Below are 14259 nucleotides of genomic sequence, written 5' to 3' on the forward strand. Positions count from 1 at the left end.
AGGGATCCGCCCCGTCGCCGCGCGCAAACGCAGACGGCCACCCGAAGGTGGCCGTCCGCAGGCATCCGCCAAGCGCAGGCTTACAGCGCCTGCAGCTCTTCGTTGGCGTTGCGCTTTTCCTTGGCCGGGGCCGGCGCGGCCGTCGGTGCCAGTGCAGGCGTCGTACCTGCTTCCACCGGAACCTCCAGGTAGGGCAGGTGCAGGGTCTGGCTGGTCAACGTGCGGATCTCGTTGGTCAGCGCGGCACTTTCGTTGAGCTTGCGGCCGTACGAGGGAACGATCTCGCGCAGGCGGGCTTCCCAACCGGCCTTCATCTGTTCCGGGAAGGCCTTGGCCATCAGGTCCAGCATGATCGGCGGCGAGGTCGAAGCGCCCGGCGAGGCACCCAGCAGCGCAGCGAGGGTGTGGTCCTTGTCGGTCACGATCTCGGTACCGAACTGCAGCACCGCGCCCTTCAGCGGATCACGCTTGATGATCTGCACGCGCTGGCCGGCGGTGACCAGCTTCCAGTCGCCCGGCTTGGCATTGGGGAAGTACTTGACCAGTTCGGCCTGGCGATCGGCATCGTTCAGGCGCGCCTGGCCCATCAGGTACTGCACCAGGTCCAGGTTGTCCTTGCCCACTTCCAGCATCGGGCCGACGTTGTTGTGGTTGACCGACGAATACAGGTCCCACCACGAGCCGTGCTTGAGGAACTTGGTGCTGTACAGCGCGAACGGCCCGAACAGGACCACCGGCTTGCCATCCAGCTTGCGCGCATCCAGGTGCGGCACCGACATCGGCGGCGAACCGGTCTCGGCCATGCCATAGGCCTTCACGCCATGGCGCGAGGTCACGTCCTGGCCCTGGAAGGCGAGGAACTGGCCGCCCACCGGGAAGCCGGCGTAGTCCTTCGATTCCGGGATGCCCGACATCTGCAGCAGCTTCAGCGCCGCGCCACCGGCACCGATGAACACGAAGCGGGCGTGGGTGGTCGATTCGGTGCCGGCCTTGAGGTCCTTCACCGTCACGTTCCAGCTCTTGTCCGCGTTCTGCCGCAACGCGCTGACCTCGTGGTTGAGGTGCAGGCCGAAGTTCGGGCTGTGCTGCAGGCCGGCGGTCAGCTGGCGGGTGATGACGCCGAAGTTGACGTCGGTGCCCAGCGGCATCCACGTTGCGGCAACCTTCTGCTTCGGGTCGCGGCCTTCCATCAGCAGCGGTGCCCACTGCTTGATCTGCGCCGGGTCCTCGGAGTACTGCATGCCGTAGAACAGCGGGTTCTTCACCAGCGCCTGCTGGCGCTTGTGCAGGTAGGCGATGTTGTCATCGCCCCAGACGAAGCTCATGTGCGGGGTCGGGTTGATGAAGTCGCTGGGCTGGCTCAGCCGCCCCTCCTTCACCTGGTGCGACCAGAACTGGCGCGAGACTTCGAACGATTCGGCGATGCCGACCGCGCGCTTGGTCTCGATGCTGCCATCGGGCAGTTCCGGGGTGTAGTTCAGTTCGGCGAATGCCGAGTGGCCGGTGCCGGCGTTGTTCCAGCCGTCCGAGCTTTCACCGGCGACGCCGTCGAGACGCTCGTAGACCTGGATGTTCCAGTCCGGCTGCAGTTCCTGCAGGTAGGTGGCCAGGGTGATGCTCATGATGCCGGCGCCGACCAGCACGACATCGACGGGCTTGTCGTTGTTCGCGGCGGGCACCGAGCGCTGGGTCAGCGGCCAGTACAGGAACAGCGCGGCCACCAGCAACAGCAGCACGAGCAGGGCGAGCAGGGCCTTGCCAAATTTCTTCATGGGGGCGGGATCGTTGGCGGGGAAGGGGGTCAGGATGCGCAAGAAACAGGGAAAGAGCGTGAAGAAACAACGCCTTGCAGCATTCCTGTGGCAATTTTAACCGCTTCCGGTCCGATTTTGATGCAACGCAGCATCCGATGGCTTGCGGCACCCTCACCCGGTAGCGCCGGGCCATGCCCGGCGATGCCCTCGATCACGCCAGCTCAAGGATCTCGTCACCGGCCTCATCGATCTCGCCGGTCGCCTTCCAGCCCAAGTGCCGGTAGAAGCCATGGGAACGCGAGCGCGGGTCGGCCGAGCAGGCCAGGAACAGGCGGCTGTGGCCGGCATCGCGGCTCAGGCTGACCACGTCCTGCAGCAGTTGCCGGCCGATGCCACGGTTCTCGAATTCCGGCAGCAGGGCCAGCACCAGCACCTCGCCGCTTTCGCGGTCGGCAAAGCAGTAACCGGCCATCCGTTGGCCCTCCCAGGCGACGCGGCCAATCGAATCGCCATCGGCGATACCTGCGGCCCAGCTCTCTTCGGTGATGCCCAGTTCGGCCAGTTGCGCGGCACTGAAGGCGTTCTCGCGGGTACGCCCGCGCAGGTCGATGCAGGCGGCGGCGTCATCGGGACGGGCATTGCGGTAGTGGATCGTCATCTGGGAAACCTGCGGTCGAATGGAACCGGGCGATTGTGGCCGACGCCTATGGAGATTGGATGGAGACCGGCGGCGCTCCTCACTCACTGCCGATGGTGAAGTACTCCGTCGCGAAGTAGCCCAGTTGATAGGCCAGCGTCGCTGCGGCCAGCCCCAGTTGCGCGCGCGTACTGCGCAGATGCCAGCCCAGCGCGGCGACGATGAGCATCAGCACCGTATGCAGGGGGTAGGCCTCGCCCAGCAGCCGCCATCGGCTTCCCCCTTTGATCGCGGTATCCACAAGATCCAGAAGGGTCAATATCGCGACCACCCCGAAGATCCAGCGTCGACGCTGCATCAGGTAGTTGCCGTAACTGCCGTACTCGCGCAGGTCTTCGGGAAACAGCAGCGCGCACAGCAGGAACCAGGTCGCGCAGTAGGTGATCACGAACAGATAGATTTCAAACGTCCAGCGGTGTACTTCAACCAGGCGGAATTCCCACCACCAGAAGGTCACCAGCGATACCAGCGTCCACACCACCCAGCACAGGTGCAGCGCCGAACAGCCACGCCGCTGCGGGTGTTCGATGATCTGCGCCAGCCCCTTCAACAGGGTGGTGATGGACAGGCCGAGGATGATCCCCATCACCACGCGGATATGCAGGAATACCGGTTCGGTTTCCATCGGTCAGCCCCCTCGTCGGTCGCACCGATGCTTGCATGAAAAGGGGGCGGAGGGGATCAAGGCGTTTGTAGCACAAGCGACTTGATCCTCTCCGTCCCCTCTTCAGCGCCTGCGCTGCACCAGTGCCGAGGCGGCGTCCAGCACTGCCCGGGTCAGCAGCGCCATCGTCTGCACGTCGCCTTTCCAGTGCTGCCAGTACAGCGGCACGTCTTCCCACGCGCGCTGCCGCACGTAGACCAGGCGCCCGGCGTCCAGATGGCGCTTGACCAGCGGCAGCGGGTTCATCGTCCAGCCCAGCCCGCCCAGATTGGCCTGCACGAAGGCGCGGGTGGAGGGAATCCACCACGTCGGCGCGGTGCTGGGCAGGTCGGCGCCGGCCATGCGCCGGGCAAAGCGTGACTGCATGTCGTCCTTGCGGTTGAACACCAGCACCGGTGCCTGCGCTAGCGCCTGTGCGGTCACGCCCTTGGCGAAGTGCTGCTCGCGGAACTCCGGCGTACAGGTGGCGGCGTAGCGGATGCTGCCCAGCGCGTGGATCTGGCAACCCTGCACCGGCTCGTCCAGGGTGGTCACGGCCCCCAGCACGGTGCCCTGGCGCAGCAGTTCGACGGTGTGGTCCTGGTCCTCCACCCGCAGGTCCAGGGTGGTGCCGGTGCCCTGCGCGAACTGCTGGGCGGCTTGTGGGAACCAGGTCTCCAGGCTGTCGTGGTTCACCGCTACGGGGATGCTGGCCTGCGGCAGGTCCTCGTCGGCCAGGCCCATCCGGTGCAGCGCGTCGTGCTCCAGCAGGGCGGTCTGCTCGGCCAGCTGCACCAGCAACTGGCCCTCGACAGTCGCGGTCGCAGGCGTGCCGCGCTTGACCAGCAGGCGGCCGATGCGGTCTTCCAGTGCCTTGACCCGCTGCGAGATGGCCGAGGGGGTGACGTTGAGCGACTGCGCGGCACGGTCGAAGCTGCCTTCGCGGATCACCGCAGCCAGGGCCCGCAGCTGGGCATGGTCGATGCGCATGGCGATTAAGCTCCGCTAATGTTGGTTTAGTAAGTTTAGCTCGTCTTTTCTATGTTGCGGCGCGACAATGGCGCCCGTTCCGGTGCTGTCCGCCTTCGCGAGGCACCGCTCCCCCCAAGCAAGACAAGGTAGTGAATCCCATGTTCTCGGTCATCTCCGCCAGCACCGGCCTTGGTGCCTGGTTCAGTGGTGCGGCTACCGGCATCGGCCTGTTTGCCGTGGTCGGCGCCCAGAGCGCCTTCATCCTGCGCCAGGGCATCCTGCGCAAGCACATCGTGCCGGTGGTCGCCACCTGCGCGGCCATCGATGCAATCTTCATCTTCGCCAGCGTGGCCGGCCTGCGCACGCTCACCACCGCGCTGCCGTGGCTGACCACCGCCGTCCTCTGGACCGGTGTGGCCTTCCTGGCCTGGTATGCGATGAAGTCGGCACGCCGTGCGATCGCCGGTGGCGGTGGCATGGGCGAAGCCGACAGCGATGACGGCAGCCGTCGTGCGGTGCTGATGGCGGCAGTCGGCTTCTCGCTGATCAATCCGCACTTCTGGCTGGACATGATGGTGATCGGCTCCATCGCCGAGAACTTCGGCAATGCGCGCATGGCCTTCGCGGCCGGCGTGGTCACCGCCAGCTGCCTGTGGCTGACCGCGCAGGGCCTGGGCGCGCGCCTGCTTGCGCCGCTGTTCACCAAGCCCAGCACCTGGCGCGTGCTGGACGGCACCATCGCGGTGATCCTCAGCATCCTGGCCCTCACTCTGGCGATGCGCGGGGTCCATTGACCCGGCGCACGCCCCCCGAACCCACGTCCTTACTCTCTCTCCAAGGTAGTGGCAACGACGGCACCGGCAACGGTGCCGTCGTTTTTTCTGCCCACTGGCGGCGCGGCCGCTTGCCTGCCTAGAATCGAGACTGCGGGCAGGGAGTCCGTTCTCAGGGGGAAGGATGCGCAGGATTGTGCTTGCCGCGCTGCTGTGCGCGGTGGTGGGCGGGACGTCGGCGGGTACCGGCGGGGGGGACCTGGACCGCTACCTGCGGCAGGAAGCATTCGCCGACATCAAGATTTCGCCGGGTGGCGAGTACGTGGCTGCCACGGTTCCGATCGAGGCGGGTACGGCGCTGGCGATCTACCGGATCGCCGACATGAAGATGGTCGGCACCTTCCGCCCACCCCGCAACAACCACGCCCATACCTTCGACTGGGTAAGCAATGAACGCCTGCTGGTGGGCATGGCGCAGAAGCTGGGTGTGCTGGATCGACCGGCGCCCACCGGCGAGCTGTTCGGCATCAACGCCAACGGCAAGGGGGGAGAACTGCTGGTCGGCTACCGCACCGCTGAAACCGGACTGGGCACCAACATCAAGGTCAAGCCTGCGGGAATGGTGGCGGCTTTCCTCACCGATGAGTTGAAGGACGACGATCGCAACGTGCTGGTGGCGGTCACTCCGTTCACCGACAACGCGGCCACCCAGATCGAACGCATGGACGTGAGCACCGGTCGCCGCAACGCGGTCGCGCGCGCGCCGATCGCGCAGGCCGCCTTCACTACCGACGCCCGGGGCGAAGTGCGCTTCGCTTACGGCGTCGGACCTGACCAGAAAAAGAAGCTGTATTACCGCGCCGGTGCCAGCAGCGAATGGATACTGCTGCACGACGAGGCCTTGAACCCGCGCAACGAAGCGGCCATCGGCTTCTCGGCCGACGGCCGCCTGGCCTATCTGCAGGTGGAGCAGGCCGAAGGCCCCGACGTGATCGTCAGCTGGGACCCGCAGAGCAACGAGCGGCGAACGGTTCTGCGTGATGAGATCGCCGACCCTGCACGCATCATCCACCGCCCCGGTACGCAGGTGCCGGTGGGCGCGCTGTTCATGGGCACTACCCCACGCACGCGCTTCTTCGATGAGACCTCGGAGGATGCCCGGCTTTATCGCAGCCTGGAAACCGCGCTGGGTGCTCCGGTATACATCACCTCCAGCACCCGCAACGGCAGCACTGTCCTGGTGGAATCCTGGTCGGGCCGCAATCCGGGTGATTTCTACCTGTATGACACGCTGGGCAAGCGCGCCCGGCACCTGATCAGCCGCAGCGACTGGATCGACCCGGCGCAGAGTGCCGACGTACGCGCCATCACCTTGCAGGCCCGCGACGGCCGCCCCCTGCATGGGTTCCTTACCGTGCCACCGGGGGTGCCGATGCGCGCGCTACCGATGGTGGTGGTGCCGCATGGCGGTCCGATCGGGGTCCTGGACGATGGCACGTACTCCACCGAGACGCAGATGCTGGCGGCCGCCGGCTATGCCGTGCTGCAGGTGAATTTCCGTGGCTCGGCCGGTTACGGGCGCGCACATGCGCAGGCTGCGCGCAAACAGTGGGGCGCGGCGATGCAGGATGATGTGACCGATGCCACGCGCTGGGCCATCGAGCAGGGAATTGCCGACCGTGAACGCATCTGCATCTATGGGGCCAGCTACGGCGCCTATGCGGCGCTGATGGGGACGGTGCGAGAGCCGGGTCTTTACCGTTGTGCGGCAGGTTACGTTGGCATCTACGACCTGCCCTTGATGTATGCGCGCGGGGATATCCAGAGTGACGAATCCGGGTTGATCTACCTGCGCGAGTGGCTGGGACGGCCCAAGGATCTTGTCGAACGCTCGCCGGTCAACCTGGCCGCGCAGGTTGGCGTGCCGGTGCTGCTGGCCGCCGGCCGCGAAGACCAGCGCGCACCGGTGCTGCATACCGAGCGGATGGAGGCGGCATTGAAGCAGGCCGGAACGCCTGTGCAGGCCCTGTACTACAAGAACGAAGGGCATGGGCTGTACAACCTGGCCAACCAGCGCGACTACTACGGCCACCTGCTGGCGTTCCTGTCGCGCAGCCTGGGCGGAGCAACGGCGCAGGTGACGGCCGCTGGCAATGCGGAGAAGGCGCCCTGAGTCCGGCGATGGCGGCCTCGCCACTGGCGGAGCCATCGCGGGCCTGCCTAGAATCGGCGAATCTGGACCGGGTGTCCGGGCAGGGAGGGGGAAGGATGCGAAGGACTGTACTTGCCGCGCTGTTGTGCGCGGTGGTGGGCGGGACGTCGGCGGGTACCGGCGGGGTGGACCTGGAGAAGTACCTGAAACCGGAGTCGTTTTCGAACGTCAAGCTCTCGCCCGGCGGCGACTACGTTGCCGGCACGGTACCGCTGGACGATTCCACCGCGCTGGTCATCCTGCGCACGTCCGACCGCAAGCCTGCCGGCGTGTTCCGCCCGCAGGACAAGAACCACGCCAACACCTTTGAATGGGTGAGCAACGAGCGCCTGCTGGTCGGCCTGGCCGAGAAGCTCGGAGTACTCGATACGCCGCAGCCCACCGGTGAACTGTACGGGGTCAACGTCGATGGCAAGGGCGGGGAACTGCTGGTCGGCTACCGCGTGCAGGGGCGCGGGTTGGGCACGCGCATCCAGCCGAAGAAGGTGGAGGACGTCGCGGCCTTCCTCACCGACGAACTGGCGGGCGACGACCGCAATGTGCTGATCGCGGTATGGCCCTTCGCCGAGGACCCCTACGCCCGGGTCGAGCGGCTTGACGTGGTCAGTGGGCGTCGCGTGCGCGTTTCCGGTTCACCCGTGCAGCGTGCCGATTTCACTACCGATCATCAGGGTGAAGTGCGCTTCGCCCACGGCGCAGCGTCGGACAACGTCAACAAGCTCTACTACCGCGCCGGGACCAATGCGCAGTGGTCGCTGGTCAATGACGAGTCGCTGAGCCACCGGATAGAAACCGCAATCGGCTTCTCCGAAGATGGCGCGCTGGCCTATCTGCAGGTCGAGCAGCCCACCGGGCCCGATGCCATCGTCAGCTGGAACCCTCAGACCGGCCAACGGCGCGAGGTGCTGCGCGATGGCGTGGTCGATCCTTACGCGATCATCTTCCGCCCGGGCACCCGCGTGCCGGTGGGCGCGCTGTTTGCCGGCGATGCACCGCGTACGCGGTTCTTCGATGAGAAGGGCGCCGATGCCCGTCAGTACCGCAGCCTTGAAGCGGCGTTCGGCGGCCCGGTGTTCATCACCTCCAGTACCCGTGATGGCGGCAAGGTGGTGGTGCAGACGTGGTCGGGCAGCAATCCCGGGGATTTCTACCTGTTCGACACCCGCGCGAAGGCCGCCGAGCATCTGCTCAGCCGCAGCGAATGGATCGACCCGAAACTGGCCGCCACCGTGCGTCCGTTCTCGCTCAAGGCGCGCGACGGACTGACGCTGCACGGCTTCCTGACCCTGCCGCCGGGCAGCGAAGGGCGCAATCTGCCGTTGGTCGTGCTGCCGCACGGTGGCCCCATCGGCGTATTCGATGAGGGCAGCTACAGCAACGAGCCGCAGATGCTGGCAGCAGCAGGGTATGCCGTGTTGCAGGTCAACTTCCGTGGTTCGGCCAACTATGGCCGCGCGTTCACCCAGGCGGGTGCGAAGCAGTGGGGCGCGGCCATGCAGGACGATGTGACCGACGCCACCCGCTGGGCCATCGCAGAGGGCATCGCCGACAGCAACCGCATCTGCATCTATGGGGCCAGCTACGGTGCGTATGCCGCGATGATGGGGCCGATCCGCGAACCCGGACTGTACCAGTGCGCGGCCGGCTACGTCGGTGTGTACGACCTGCCGCTGATGTTCAGTGGTGAGGCACAGTTGAGCGATTCGGCCATGGCCTGGCAGCGCGAATGGGTAGGCGATCCGAAGACCCTAGGAGCCCGTTCGCCGGTGAACCTGGCCGCGCAGCTGAAAGTGCCGGTGTTCCTGGCCGCTGGCGGCGAAGACACGCGTGCGCCGATCAAGCACACCGAGCGCATGGAGGCAGCGCTGAAGGCGGCCGGCTCACCGGTGGAGAGCCTGTACTACCGCACCGAAGGGCACGGTTTCCACCGGCCTGAGCACCAGCGCGAGTACTACAGCAGGCTGCTGGCCTTCCTGTCACGCAGCCTGGGCGGCAGCACCGCCAGCACCAGCGCGAGCGCAAGCGCCGACAAGGCGCCGTAAGGCAGGCGAGCCGCGCGCCGCGGACCCGGTGCCGGGCAGGGGGATGCCCGGCTTCAAGGAGAACGTCATGAAACATGCAACGGTGCTGGCCGCATTGATGGCCATCTGCGGCGTGGGTGGGGCGGAGGCTGCGGAGGTTTCGCTGGACGGCTACGTACGCCGCGCGGAGTTCAATGACATCCAGCTCTCGCCCACCGGCGAGTACCTGGCCATGACCTTGCCACTGGACGGCGCAACTGCCGTGGCGGTGCTGCGTACCGACACGATGGAACTGGTCGGCAATTTCCGGCCGCCACGCAACAATCATGCAGCCGAGGTCGACTGGGTGAGTGACACCCGCCTGCTCATCGGCCTGGCCGAGAAATGGGGGCCACTGGACCAGCCACGGCCGACCGGCGAACTGTATGCCATCGATGCCAATGGCAAGCGCGGTGATCTGCTGGTCGGTTACCGTGCGCGCCCGGACGAGCCCGGCTTCGTGACCGGACGGGTGGCCGAGCAGGTCGCTGCATTCCTGGCCGATCCGCTGGCTGCCGACGAGCGCAACGTGTTGATCTCGCTGTGGCCATTTGCCAACGACACCAATACGCGGTTGGAACGGATGGATGTCATCACCGGGCGCCGCGTCCTGGTCTCGCGCTCGCCGGTGCAGCGCGCAACGTTCACCACCGACAATCAAGGTGAACTGCGCTTCGCCCACGGTGCCGCCGCCGACAACGTCAACAAGCTCTACTATCGCCAGGACCGCGATCAGTGGACCCTGGTCAACGACGAAGGCAGCAGCCATCGCATCGAACGCCCGATCGGCTTCTCCGCCGATAACCGGCTGGCCTACCTGGTGGTGGAGCAGGCCCGTGGCCCCGATACGGTGGTCAGCTGGGACCCGGTCAGCGGCGAACGACGTACGCTGCTGCAGGACGACACCGTCGACCCCACTCGCGTGGTCTACCAGCCCGGCACGCGCGTGCCGGTGGGTATCCAGTTCGTCAGCGCCGTCACGCGCACCGCCTTCTTCGATGAGCAGTCGCCGACCGCCAGCACCCAGCGCAGGCTTGAAAAGGCGTTTCCCGGGCAGGTCGTGAGCCTGCTCACCGGCACCCGCGACAACGCGCGCCTGCTGGTGAAGGTGAGCTCTGCGACCAATCCCGGCGACTATTTCCTGTACACCACCGCCACCCGCAACGCCGCGTTCCTCACCAGCCGCCATCGCTGGTTTGATCGTGACGGCGGTGCCAGCGTTCGCCCGGTCACCCTGGCTGCACGGGACGGCCTGCCGCTGCATGGCTTCCTGACCCTGCCCAGGGGCAGTGATGGCCACAACCTGCCGATGGTGGTGGTCCCGCATGGTGGCCCGATCGGCGTGTTCGATGACGGTGGTTTCGAGCGCGAGAACCAGTTGCTGGCCGACGCCGGCTACGCGGTGCTGCAGGTCAACTTCCGCGGCTCGGGCAACTACGGCCGTGCACATACCCAGGCCGCTGCCCGGCAATGGGGCCGCGCGATGCAGGACGATGTGACCGACGCCACCCGCTGGGCGATCAGCCAAGGCATCGCCGACAGCGCACGCATCTGCATCTACGGTGCCAGCTACGGTGCGTACTCGGCCATGATGGGCGCTGTGCGCGAGCCGGGGCTGTACCGCTGCGCGGCAGGCTATGTGGGGGTGTACGACCTGCCGTTGATGTTCAAACGCGGCGACATCCAGGATCGCGCCTCCGGCGTGACCTATCTGCAGGAGTGGCTGGGTGATCCGGCCACGCTGGCGGCGGTGTCGCCGGTGAATCTTGCGGCGAGCATCAAGGTGCCCGTGCTGCTGGCCGCTGGTCGCGAAGATCTGCGTGCCCCGGTGCAGCACACCGAACGCATGGAAGCGGCATTGAAACAGGCCGGCGTGCCCGTGGAAGCGCTGTATTACCCGCGCGAGGGCCATGGCCTGTACGCCGAGGCCAACCAGCGCGACTACTACAGCCGATTGCTTGCCTTCCTGTCACGCAGCCTGGGCGGTGGCACGGCTGCCGCCGCGACGTCTTCCGACAAGGGCAAGGCGCCCTGAAACACGCGCGGCGGCGACCGACGTGGTGGCCGCCGCGGCATCCTACCGCCGGGCGTTACTTCACCCCATGCATCATCCGCTTCAACAGCGGCGCAGCGATGAAGGCCAGCAACGCGCAGCCCAGGCCGATCCACATCAGCAGCCAGAACAGGTGCGCATAGGCACCGGCCGCAGCGGCCATGTCCAGCGTTTCGCCTTCAGGCACGTCGATCGCCGCCAGCTTGCCGAACAGCGCGGCCAGCGTTTCGGAGAAGGCCGTCGCCAGGAACCAGGTGCCCATCATCAGGCTCATCACCCGTGGCACCGCCAGCTGGGTGACCGCCGACAGGCCGACCGGCGACAGGCACATCTCGCCGCTGGCCAGCAGGAAGTAGGCCAGCACCAGCCACCACACGCTGGCCATCTCGCCGGTGGCACCAACGTGCTGCGCGGCCAGCGCCAGCGGTACGAACGAGAGCGCACCGATCACCAGGCCCCAGGCCGACTTCACCGGCTTGCCCGGTTCCCAGCCGCGACGGTCCATCCAGGTCCACAACGCGGCGAAGGCCGGCGCCAGCAGCACCAGGAACAGGCCTCCGAGGTAGGTCAGCGAACCGGCGGTCTGCGGGATCACCAGGCAGTCGCGCACCAGCAGCACCAGCATCAACGCGACGATGGCGATGAAGAACGTGCGCGGCGCGGACGAGCCGGGGCGACGCTCGGACAGGCGCGCGCTGACCACGAAGCCCAGCGGTGCCAGCAGCAGCGAGAGGATCGACCACGGCAGCGGTGAGCCTTCGCGGATCACCAGCGCCGGCACGATGTCCTTGGTCAGCAGGCGGTCGGTGAAGGTCACCCACGAACCATACGACTGCTCGTACATCGTGAAGAACACCAGCGCCATGAAGATCAGCACCATCAGCGCGACCATCTGCTGGCGCTGCACCGGCGTGCACTGGGTGCCGGTGAACCACGCGAACCAGACCAGCACGCCGCCCAACACCACCAGCATCAGCATCAGTGCCAGGCTGATTTCACCGCCAAGCGCGAAGGCACCGTTGCCGGCCGCCCACATCAGCCAGGCCACCGGCAGCACGCCGATCACCGCGCACAGGTAGATCAGCCATTCGCGCGGCAGGCCCAGCACCTTCTGCTTCAAGGTCGCCGGTTGCGGCGGCTCGGCGTGGCCCTGCAGGTATTTCTGGCCCCACAGGAACATCGCCAGGCCGGCCAGCATGCCGATGCCGGCCGCACCGAAGCCGTACTTCCAACCGTAAACCTCGCCCAGGAAACCGCACACCAGCGAAGAGAACAGGGCGCCCAGGTTGATGCCGGCATAGAACAGCGAGAAGCCCGAATCGCGGCGCGGATCGTCCTGCGGATAGAGCTTGCCGACGATGGTGGAGATGTTCGGCTTGAGGAAGCCGACGCCCATGATGATCAGCGCCAGCGACAGGTAGGTCACGGCCAATGCCGAGGTGTCGCGCACTACTTCGCCATTGACCCGGTATGCGGCGTGGCCCTCGAAGGCCATGCCGAGGTGGCCGAGCACCAGCAGGATGCCGCCGAACAGCACCGCCCGGCGCATGCCCAGCCAGCGGTCGGCCAACATGCCGCCGAACACCGGGATGCAGTACACCAGCCCGCCGTAGGCGCCGAGCAGGTCCAGCCCGGCCTTGTCGCCGAACAGGTGGTACTTGGTGAGGTACAGCAGCAGCAGCGCCTTCATGCCGTAGAAGGAGAAGCGCTCCCACATTTCGGTGAAGAAGCAGACGTAGACGCCCTTGGGATGGCCCAGGAAGTCGTCGGAAACGATAGCAGTGGAATTCATCGCGGAATTATAGGCGTGCGCTGCAGGCCGCGCCGGGCAGCACCGGGCCATGCCCGGCGGTCCTGCGCAACGCCGGGCATGGCCCGGCGCTACCGTTCACAGGTACCGCAGCCAGGCCAGGTCGCGTCGGCGCGCCTTGAACCGCGCGAACGCCCGCGTCGGCGGGTACAGCACCACCGCCAATGCACAGGCCACCAGCAGCAGGCCGGCCACCGAGTCCAGTGCATACAGGCAACCGTGGGTCGGGCCCCAGGTCTTCAGGGCCGCCAGGTACAGCAGCTTCAGCACGTACAGGTGCAGCAGATAGAAGAACATCGGCGCTGCGCCGATATCGGCCAGCGGCTGCAGCGCACGCGCCAGCGGCGGCCACTCGTACAGCCGCAACAGCAGCAGGCCCACGCCCAGGGTCAGCAGCAGGAACTGCAGCGAGGGCGGGTACTTGGTGATGTTGAACACGCTCATCCACGTGCGCAGCGTGGTCTGCTGGTACTGCCACGGCGTGTCGCCATAGCCGTTGGCGAAGCGCAGCAGGGCGAAGGCGGCCAGCGCGCCCAGCCCGGACCACAGCAGCCGCTGCCGGCGCTGCTGCGGGTCGCTGCCGGCAGCGAACCACGGCGCCATCAGGTAGCCCAGCGCGATCACCCCGATCCACGGCAGCACGGGATAGGAGGTACGCAGGCTCAACGGCCCAGCCTCGATCCAGTCGCGCTGGTGCAGCACCTTCCACAGCACCGCCAGGGCGCCGTCGCCCTGCACCCGTACGCCGTCCAGCAGGTTGTGGCCGACCACCAGCGTCACCGCCAGAACGGCCAGCAGCGGCCGCGGCAGCCACAGCAGGCCGGCCAGCGCGATCATGCTCAGGCCGATCGCCCAGATCACCTGCAGGTACACCGTCTCCGGCGGCCACTGGAAGGTCCAGGCGACGTTGACCAGAGTCAGTTCCAGCACCACCAGGAACAGGCCGCGCTTGAGCAGGAAAGCCGCAATGGCACGGCGCGGATCGGCATGGCGCTGGCCGTACAGCCCGGCCGACAGGCCGGTCAGCAGCACGAACACCGGCGCGCACAGGTGGGCCAGCAGGCGGCACGCGAACAGGGCAGGGGACACCGTCGCCGCGTCCATCGGATCGCTGACCTGATGCTGCAGGAAGAACGTCTCGCGCACGTGGTCGAGCAGCATCAGCAGCATCACGGTGCCGCGCAACTGGTCGATGGAGGCCAGCCGGGAGGAGGGGAAGGAGGACATGCGGTGGGTGGGTACAGGTCAACCGAAAGTTATAACATAGCGTTTGCGGAGTGCCCAC

10 protein-coding genes are annotated in these 14259 nt (G+C 66.8%); 4 read left to right on the forward strand and 6 right to left on the reverse strand.

Annotated elements, in window-relative coordinates; translation table 11 throughout:
* Window positions 1-80: 80 nt before the first annotated feature.
* The 4 genes from mqo to BW38_RS12525 all read right to left on the reverse strand — a co-directional run bounded on the left by mqo (window position 81) and on the right by BW38_RS12525 (window position 4084).
* On the reverse strand, window positions 81-1772 hold the full coding sequence (gene mqo / locus BW38_RS12540) for a malate dehydrogenase (quinone) (RefSeq protein ID WP_025873893.1): 1692 nt from the start codon (window positions 1770-1772) through the stop codon (window positions 81-83).
* Window positions 1773-1965: 193 nt separating this feature from the next.
* Window positions 1966-2412 carry a GNAT family N-acetyltransferase gene (locus BW38_RS12535; protein ID WP_032975937.1) on the reverse strand — a complete coding sequence of 149 codons (447 nt, stop codon included), beginning with the start codon at window positions 2410-2412 and terminating at the stop codon, window positions 1966-1968.
* A gap of 79 nt (window positions 2413-2491) precedes the next feature.
* Window positions 2492-3076 carry a hypothetical protein gene (locus BW38_RS12530; RefSeq protein WP_032975938.1) on the reverse strand — a complete coding sequence of 195 codons (585 nt, stop codon included), beginning with the start codon at window positions 3074-3076 and terminating at the stop codon, window positions 2492-2494.
* Window positions 3077-3178: 102 nt separating this feature from the next.
* Window positions 3179-4084 (reverse strand): LysR family transcriptional regulator ArgP, encoded by a 906-nt coding sequence (locus tag BW38_RS12525; protein WP_032975940.1) that lies wholly within the window; start codon window positions 4082-4084, stop codon window positions 3179-3181.
* A gap of 140 nt (window positions 4085-4224) precedes the next feature.
* Here BW38_RS12525 and BW38_RS12520 point away from each other — a divergent pair, with 140 nt between their 5' ends.
* From BW38_RS12520 to BW38_RS12505, 4 genes are all read left to right on the forward strand, one after another.
* On the forward strand, window positions 4225-4860 hold the full coding sequence (locus BW38_RS12520) for a LysE family transporter (protein WP_032975942.1): 636 nt from the start codon (window positions 4225-4227) through the stop codon (window positions 4858-4860).
* Window positions 4861-5023: 163 nt separating this feature from the next.
* A complete protein-coding gene (locus BW38_RS12515; protein ID WP_032975943.1) occupies window positions 5024-7012 on the forward strand; it encodes a S9 family peptidase in 1989 nt (662 codons plus the stop codon).
* 95 nt (window positions 7013-7107) lie between these two features.
* Window positions 7108-9093 carry a S9 family peptidase gene (locus BW38_RS12510; RefSeq protein WP_032975944.1) on the forward strand — a complete coding sequence of 662 codons (1986 nt, stop codon included), beginning with the start codon at window positions 7108-7110 and terminating at the stop codon, window positions 9091-9093.
* A gap of 67 nt (window positions 9094-9160) precedes the next feature.
* On the forward strand, window positions 9161-11146 hold the full coding sequence (locus BW38_RS12505; RefSeq protein ID WP_032975945.1) for a S9 family peptidase: 1986 nt from the start codon (window positions 9161-9163) through the stop codon (window positions 11144-11146).
* 55 nt (window positions 11147-11201) lie between these two features.
* Here the strand turns inward: BW38_RS12505 and BW38_RS12500 are convergent, their stop codons facing one another.
* Together BW38_RS12500 and BW38_RS12495 are read right to left on the reverse strand one after the other, a co-directional pair.
* On the reverse strand, window positions 11202-12956 hold the full coding sequence (locus tag BW38_RS12500) for an oligopeptide:H+ symporter (RefSeq protein WP_032975946.1): 1755 nt from the start codon (window positions 12954-12956) through the stop codon (window positions 11202-11204).
* Between the two features lie 96 nt (window positions 12957-13052).
* A complete protein-coding gene (locus BW38_RS12495) occupies window positions 13053-14201 on the reverse strand; it encodes a heparan-alpha-glucosaminide N-acetyltransferase domain-containing protein (protein WP_032975947.1) in 1149 nt (382 codons plus the stop codon).
* Window positions 14202-14259: the final 58 nt, after the last annotated feature.

Source organism: Stenotrophomonas sp. RIT309 (assembly GCF_000632045.1).
GTDB lineage: Bacteria > Pseudomonadota > Gammaproteobacteria > Xanthomonadales > Xanthomonadaceae > Stenotrophomonas > Stenotrophomonas indicatrix.

Bases quoted from the DNA above. Each gene is read 5' to 3' on its own strand.
- mqo (WP_025873893.1), bottom strand. From the start codon at position 1,772: ATGAAGAAATTTGGCAAGGCCCTGCTCGCCCTGCTCGTGCTGCTGTTG.
- BW38_RS12535 (WP_032975937.1), bottom strand. From the start codon at position 2,412: ATGACGATCCACTACCGCAATGCCCGTCCCGATGACGCCGCCGCCTGC.
- BW38_RS12530 (WP_032975938.1), bottom strand. From the start codon at position 3,076: ATGGAAACCGAACCGGTATTCCTGCATATCCGCGTGGTGATGGGGATC.
- BW38_RS12525 (WP_032975940.1), bottom strand. From the start codon at position 4,084: ATGCGCATCGACCATGCCCAGCTGCGGGCCCTGGCTGCGGTGATCCGC.
- BW38_RS12520 (WP_032975942.1), top strand. From the start codon at position 4,225: ATGTTCTCGGTCATCTCCGCCAGCACCGGCCTTGGTGCCTGGTTCAGT.
- BW38_RS12515 (WP_032975943.1), top strand. From the start codon at position 5,024: ATGCGCAGGATTGTGCTTGCCGCGCTGCTGTGCGCGGTGGTGGGCGGG.
- BW38_RS12510 (WP_032975944.1), top strand. From the start codon at position 7,108: ATGCGAAGGACTGTACTTGCCGCGCTGTTGTGCGCGGTGGTGGGCGGG.
- BW38_RS12505 (WP_032975945.1), top strand. From the start codon at position 9,161: ATGAAACATGCAACGGTGCTGGCCGCATTGATGGCCATCTGCGGCGTG.
- BW38_RS12500 (WP_032975946.1), bottom strand. From the start codon at position 12,956: ATGAATTCCACTGCTATCGTTTCCGACGACTTCCTGGGCCATCCCAAG.
- BW38_RS12495 (WP_032975947.1), bottom strand. From the start codon at position 14,201: ATGTCCTCCTTCCCCTCCTCCCGGCTGGCCTCCATCGACCAGTTGCGC.